8 protein-coding genes are annotated in these 5,118 nt (G+C 60.2%); 5 read left to right on the top strand and 3 right to left on the bottom strand.

Features of this window, described 5'->3' with window-relative positions; genetic code table 11:
* The first annotated feature begins 610 nt into the window (after positions 1–610).
* The 3 genes from AC5JJ6_RS40930 (at position 611) to AC5JJ6_RS40920 (ending at position 2,048) form a co-directional block, all read left to right on the top strand.
* The gene (locus AC5JJ6_RS40930) at positions 611–973 is read left to right on the top strand and encodes a hypothetical protein (RefSeq protein ID WP_496047558.1); all 363 of its coding nucleotides are present in this window, start codon (positions 611–613) and stop codon (positions 971–973) included.
* Positions 974–1,189: 216 nt separating this feature from the next.
* Positions 1,190–1,690 (top strand): response regulator, encoded by a 501-nt coding sequence (locus AC5JJ6_RS40925; protein ID WP_496047557.1) that lies wholly within the window; start codon positions 1,190–1,192, stop codon positions 1,688–1,690.
* A gap of 163 nt (positions 1,691–1,853) precedes the next feature.
* On the top strand, positions 1,854–2,048 hold the full coding sequence (locus tag AC5JJ6_RS40920; protein ID WP_496047556.1) for a DUF3606 domain-containing protein: 195 nt from the start codon (positions 1,854–1,856) through the stop codon (positions 2,046–2,048).
* A gap of 32 nt (positions 2,049–2,080) precedes the next feature.
* Here the strand turns inward: AC5JJ6_RS40920 and AC5JJ6_RS40915 are convergent, their stop codons facing one another.
* The 3 genes from AC5JJ6_RS40915 to AC5JJ6_RS40905 are packed head-to-tail and all read right to left on the bottom strand — an operon-like array spanning position 2,081 to position 3,178.
* On the bottom strand, positions 2,081–2,449 hold the full coding sequence (locus AC5JJ6_RS40915) for a hypothetical protein (RefSeq protein ID WP_496047555.1): 369 nt from the start codon (positions 2,447–2,449) through the stop codon (positions 2,081–2,083).
* Positions 2,450–2,457: 8 nt separating this feature from the next.
* A complete protein-coding gene (locus tag AC5JJ6_RS40910; RefSeq protein WP_496047554.1) occupies positions 2,458–2,739 on the bottom strand; it encodes a hypothetical protein in 282 nt (93 codons plus the stop codon).
* A 46-nt stretch (positions 2,740–2,785) separates the two neighbouring features.
* A complete protein-coding gene (locus AC5JJ6_RS40905) occupies positions 2,786–3,178 on the bottom strand; it encodes a hypothetical protein (RefSeq protein ID WP_496047553.1) in 393 nt (130 codons plus the stop codon).
* 561 nt (positions 3,179–3,739) lie between these two features.
* On the opposite strand from AC5JJ6_RS40905, the gene AC5JJ6_RS40900 reads away from it, so the two are divergent.
* Entirely contained in the window at positions 3,740–4,366 is a 627-nt protein-coding gene (locus AC5JJ6_RS40900) for a hypothetical protein (RefSeq protein ID WP_496047552.1), read from the top strand.
* Between the two features lie 305 nt (positions 4,367–4,671).
* The gene (locus tag AC5JJ6_RS40895; protein WP_496047551.1) at positions 4,672–4,818 is read left to right on the top strand and encodes a hypothetical protein; all 147 of its coding nucleotides are present in this window, start codon (positions 4,672–4,674) and stop codon (positions 4,816–4,818) included.
* The last annotated feature ends 300 nt before the right edge of the window (positions 4,819–5,118 follow it).

Raw genomic sequence — 5,118 nt, 5'->3', positions numbered from 1 at the left:
ATCAACAGCGTCGAATCAGAACGCGCGATTCCAAGCAACATCAAAGTGCTCTAGGGCCGATGTGAAGGTGCTGGGGGGCGTGAAAACTGCTCGGTCGCCGCACTTGCCACGCGGGCCAACCTCTATACACCTGCACTCGCAGCCTGAACCATTTGGCTCGAATGGAGCAACGCCTGTGAAAGCGATGTTTGCCGCACTCTTTTTTGCATCGTTGGTGATGGGATGCGCGGATTTGATGCCCCCAGAGCAGCGTCCCTTTGTCAACCCTTGCCCCGCGGGAAAGACGTATATGCGAGCATTCAATAGCTGCTGGTAGTTTATTGCAGCAAGGTTCTCACGCTCACCGACCGTGCCCACTAGACGGACGCGGTAGGGCCAAGCTCGGGAGGACGGTGCTCGGCGGGACAAGCGACGAAGGCTGTCGGCATCGCGCGCACCATGTATTTGCCTGGAGGAGTATGGTTGGGCCAAATCGCGCCCGCTCGGACCGAACCGGGTCTTTCAAACAGCCCGATTTAGCGGTCCGGATTACCGCCACTAATCGCTACCTGCACTACATCCGAAAGCTTGTCGCCGTGCGGTTTGCGGCTGCCCCCGTCGTGGGCGCCTCATGCGGGCCGTAGTCCTGCTGGTCGGGGCACTCACTCCTGCCGCGTCTCCCACCACATTGGCAAACTGGTCGCCATGCGGCTTGGGGTTATCCGGCGAGCAGGGTAATCCGGCACCATCAACCGCCCATATGAATGCAAACATGCCGCTTTGGATTGGCATTACCGCCGTGATTGCGGTTGCATTCGGTGTAGCGGCCTGGATGTTCCGCGCCACGGGTTTCAGCAGCAACCTGTTTGCGCTGTCCGTAATGATCTGGGCGACGTTTGTCATGCTCTATAGCCAGCGTGGGCTGCATCCGGCCGATGAGGACGATTTGGACGTAAGCCAAACCCATCTCACCCAAGAGCGCAGCAACGTCTGAACCGCAATTATCTTTAGGTGAGACGTGTTGGTGGCCATAGCTGGGTGCTGCCGCACTGGCAGATTGCTCGACTGATCAAGCGGCGGACGGCTGGTCTTACGCCAGCCTACGGTTCGCCGCCGAGCCTTCGATCCGTTCTTCACGACCAAGGCTGCGGGTAAGGGCACCGGTCTCGGTCTCGCTGAAATTTGCAACCTTGCTTAGAAGTGCGGCGGAATGGCGCTGATCGAGAGTGCGCCAGGAAGGGGCACCGAAGTTGCCATGCGCCTGCCCTGCACTCATACACCGCTGCGGCAGATCGCTGTGCCGATTATGCCGGCCGCCGAGGCCGAGGTCGAGGCTGGGGTAGGCGGGACTGTGCTGATCGTCGAGGACGATGCCATGGTACGTTCAACACTGGCCGAAACCTTGTCCGAACTAGGCTACCGCATCATCGAGGCGGATGACGCTGACGCTGCGCTAGCAGTGTTAGACAGCGGTGTCGCGGCGGACTTGATCGTCACCGACTTTTCCGTGCCGGGCAGCATGGATGGCCTGGAGTTCGCCTCCCTTGCCCGCAGCCGTTTCCCTGAGCTACCTGTGATCCTGACAACGGGTCATATCGATTTCCTGGGCAGCAAGGTATTACCGCGCGACGTGGGCGTTCTGAGCAAGCCTTACACCCGCGGGGACATCGCCGCCGCGGCGCGGCATGCGCTGGCCAGGAACCGACACTGACTGCCATCACTTCCAGGGTCCGACGTAGCGCCAACCGCTTGCGCGCCCGCGCAGTGCCGTTCAGGCCTGCACGAAGCTTCTGCACCCTCGCACACGTAGTCGCGTTGCGGCTTGTCGTCCCACAGCCGCTACAAGCGAACCGGCCCGAACCGAAGGGCTTTCAATGGGGATAGGCATGCAAGCGGCACCAAGAAGACTGACGAGTTGGGAACGTGCCACGGTAGACGTGACAAAGCCTGCCGAGGTCATTGGATGGTCCAATAAGTGGCGTGTCACGCCGGAACGCCTGAAGGCCGTTGTCGCTGAGGTCGGCACATCTGCGGTCATTATCGCAGAGGCGCTTGGGAAGACCCGATAAGAGGCGGGCTGGCCGTGAGGATGGCTGGATTATCATAGCGCGAGCGCGTCATCCTCCCAGGTGCCGCGGACAAAGGTGACGACCTTGGATGTGCCATCATCCGCCCATGACACCACCAGCACCTTCACGCCGTCGCGCGACACCTCGATGCCGTAGGGCAACCCCGGCTCGACTTGCTGCCGCTCAAGGGCATGGCGGTAGCCCGGTGAGGATGCCTCGCCAGCACCTAGCTCGTTGAACGGCGTCCAGTGCGCGAGGCTCCAAGGCCCAACCTGAAGAGAGATCAGCCTCATCGTGTCGCGTTGAAGCTCGATTGCTCCGGCATCGCGGACCAACGGCACGAGGTGGTCCCGGATGGCCAGGGCGCGGTCATCCCCGGAGGCGACAAGCCTGAGTGCCATGAACCCTCCTAGATTTCGTTGACCACTATGGCGCCGCTTGCCTGCAAAACAGCAATGGCGCCATCGAACCTCTCATCCTCGACCTTCGCAACTACAACGGCGCCGCCTCGGCGAATGCGTTCGTGAATGGCAGCTATGTCGCTACCGCGAATCGACAAAGAGGAGACATCAGCAACTCGGTTTGAGTAGTAGACCTGCGCTTCAACGCCTCCAATGCTCATGATGACGTACTGCATGGCCTGCTCGGCCTCTGCGGTGGTATCGAACAGGGCGACGATGGTTTGCGTCATATGTCCGTCTGTGCTGATGGCACGGGGAGCGGGGCAGCGGCCGTATTCAGCGGAAGTCGCTCGACGGCTGCTCGTTTGCGCTGAGCCTCAACTTTTGCTTGAGTAGCGTCTCGACGGGAACAAAGCGTAGCTGTACTTCTTCTTCGCGCAGGACAGAACGCTTCACCACAACCGAGACTTTCTCAACGACCGGAATAGCGAGAGCATCGCCCTTATCCCTGGCGCGCTGTGGGGTCTCGCCGTCGCGGAGCGCGGTGCGAATGGCAACTCGCTCGATTTCTCCAAACAGCCGCGGCAGGGCCTCTTGCAGGATAACCTGCTCAGCACCAATGGTCGGCCCGACGCTAACTGACCCTGTACCCACGTAGTAGTTGAGAACGGTACCGGTTCCTTCGGCGCCTGGGGTGATCGTCTCGCCTAGCGAAATCTGCTCTACCACAGTACTCTCTCGCGCTGGAACGGAACAAACGGCGGAGCACCCCCGCGTGTTAGATATCCGCAATCTATTCCGGCGCTGCCGCTGTACGCACCACAGGTCAGTAAGGCAAAACGGAAAGACCCGCAGCAGCGCAAGCGACCACGGGTTTTCAAGGCGTCTATCCATTCCAACCAACCCGAAGCTTCCTTGCCGGAGCCAACGAGCCAGAGCGCCCCGATACCGCACGGACGTGACTCCCGCGGATACGGCTCCACAACCAACACCGCGCTCGATCTTCGAGAGCTTAACGATTTTGGTCAGGAATGATTTGGTGCGCCGTTGGTCCGATAACAACCCCAGACGCCTCCGCGGTGCCCGAGTTGAGCCACTGGCGCGCCCACACTCAGTCGGATGCTCCGGATTTTCAGCGAGAGCGGTGCAGCCAACAAGCAAAGGTGCGGGTGAGCCTCTGGCATTCCAAGTTGTGGTTGTTTTCATGCCACGTTGATCTTCAACAATCTACGCCCGGCAGGAACAGAATGGGCGGACCTCGCTTCTGGGGTCAGATGAGGAGGCGGTGCCATGTATGTGGTGATCAGGAAGACTGGGTTGGTTGGCTTTCTTGAGAACGTCGCCGAACGGGCGCGAGACCACATAGTACCGCTGATCCAGGGACGGGCAGGATTTCATGGCTATTGCACCTTCATCACTGAGCAAGGCGACATCGCCTATTCCGTCAGCATTTTCGATGAGCGCGAAGCTGCCATAGATGCCGACCAGCGGGTCCAGCAGTGGATAGGCGCCAATATGAGCGACCTCATGCAGGACGAGTCCGAGTTGGTTGCCGGAGAGACGGTGTTCCATGAGGTCTCGCACCCTCAGGAGCAGCAGAAGAGCCGCCAGCGCTCCCTCTTCGTCATTATGCGCAGCTATACGGGCCTCACCGGTCAGACCGAGACTATGCACTCCCTGGTGAGCGAACACACGCTCCCGGCCATTAAACATGCCAAGGGATTTCGCGGCTTCTATGCCTTTCGGGACGAAGCTGATCCGAACCGGGCGATCTCAGTCACTCTGTTCGACACCCGCGAGGAAGCCATGCATACCCATGAGGCGGTGGTGGCAATCATGCGCGACCAACTGGGGGCCATGGCTTACGGAACACCTCGGGTGGTTCTGGGCGAAACAGTGGTACTGGCGACAGGGTAAGGTATGGCGGGCAGCGCTCAACACTTGCAAATGGCTGGCACAGAGGCGAAAGGGCGGGGGCTGAGTTGCCAGGGCTGGAAGGTGCATGGTCCTTCGGTCGGATGGGAGCGCTAGCGCCATCCTCACCCCTTAGCCGCGCCACGATGCGACCCTTGGGCTATCTCTGCGTTTGCCTACAATGCAGAACAGAATCCAGCGTAAGAAGGAATTGCGGGTCGAGGTGGTCGATCAAGCAGGGCAGCGGCTCCCGATTCTCTCAGCACGGTATCGTTGTCCATGTCCTCAAAGGTCCGCAGCGGAAGCGCATGTTGGTCAACGGCGCGGGCGAGGTCACGAACCTCCCGCAGATTGGCCTTGCGGGAAGCGACGGAGAGCGAATGGTGCTGACGCTGCGGCAAGAGGACGATGGTCGATTTACCGTGATGGGCTATCGCCAACTCTTGGATAGCTAATAGCTTGCGGACGAGTGCCAGCACAGCGCCGCGGAGTGAGGCGATATTTCGAAATAGAGGGCGTGGCAAAGAGGCAGGCGCAGCGGAGTTCCTTTGCTCTGAAATCTCCCGCGTTGAGCCGTCATAGCTACGAGGCGAATGCTGGCAGCGTCCCGCGACCTCAAACACCTCGGCCTGCATGCGCCAGCATTGGCAGGGGGAGCGGCAGGCGGCCGAAGTCAGCATGGTTCATTTGAGGGTCGCTCCGGCTAGAGCACTTTGATGTTGCTTGGAATCGCGCGTTCTGATTCGACGCTGTTG

The sequence above is a fragment of the Skermanella sp. genome, assembly GCF_059503625.1.
Note: the sequence above shows the minus strand (reverse complement) of the source record. Positions and strands in the feature narration are given on the sequence as shown.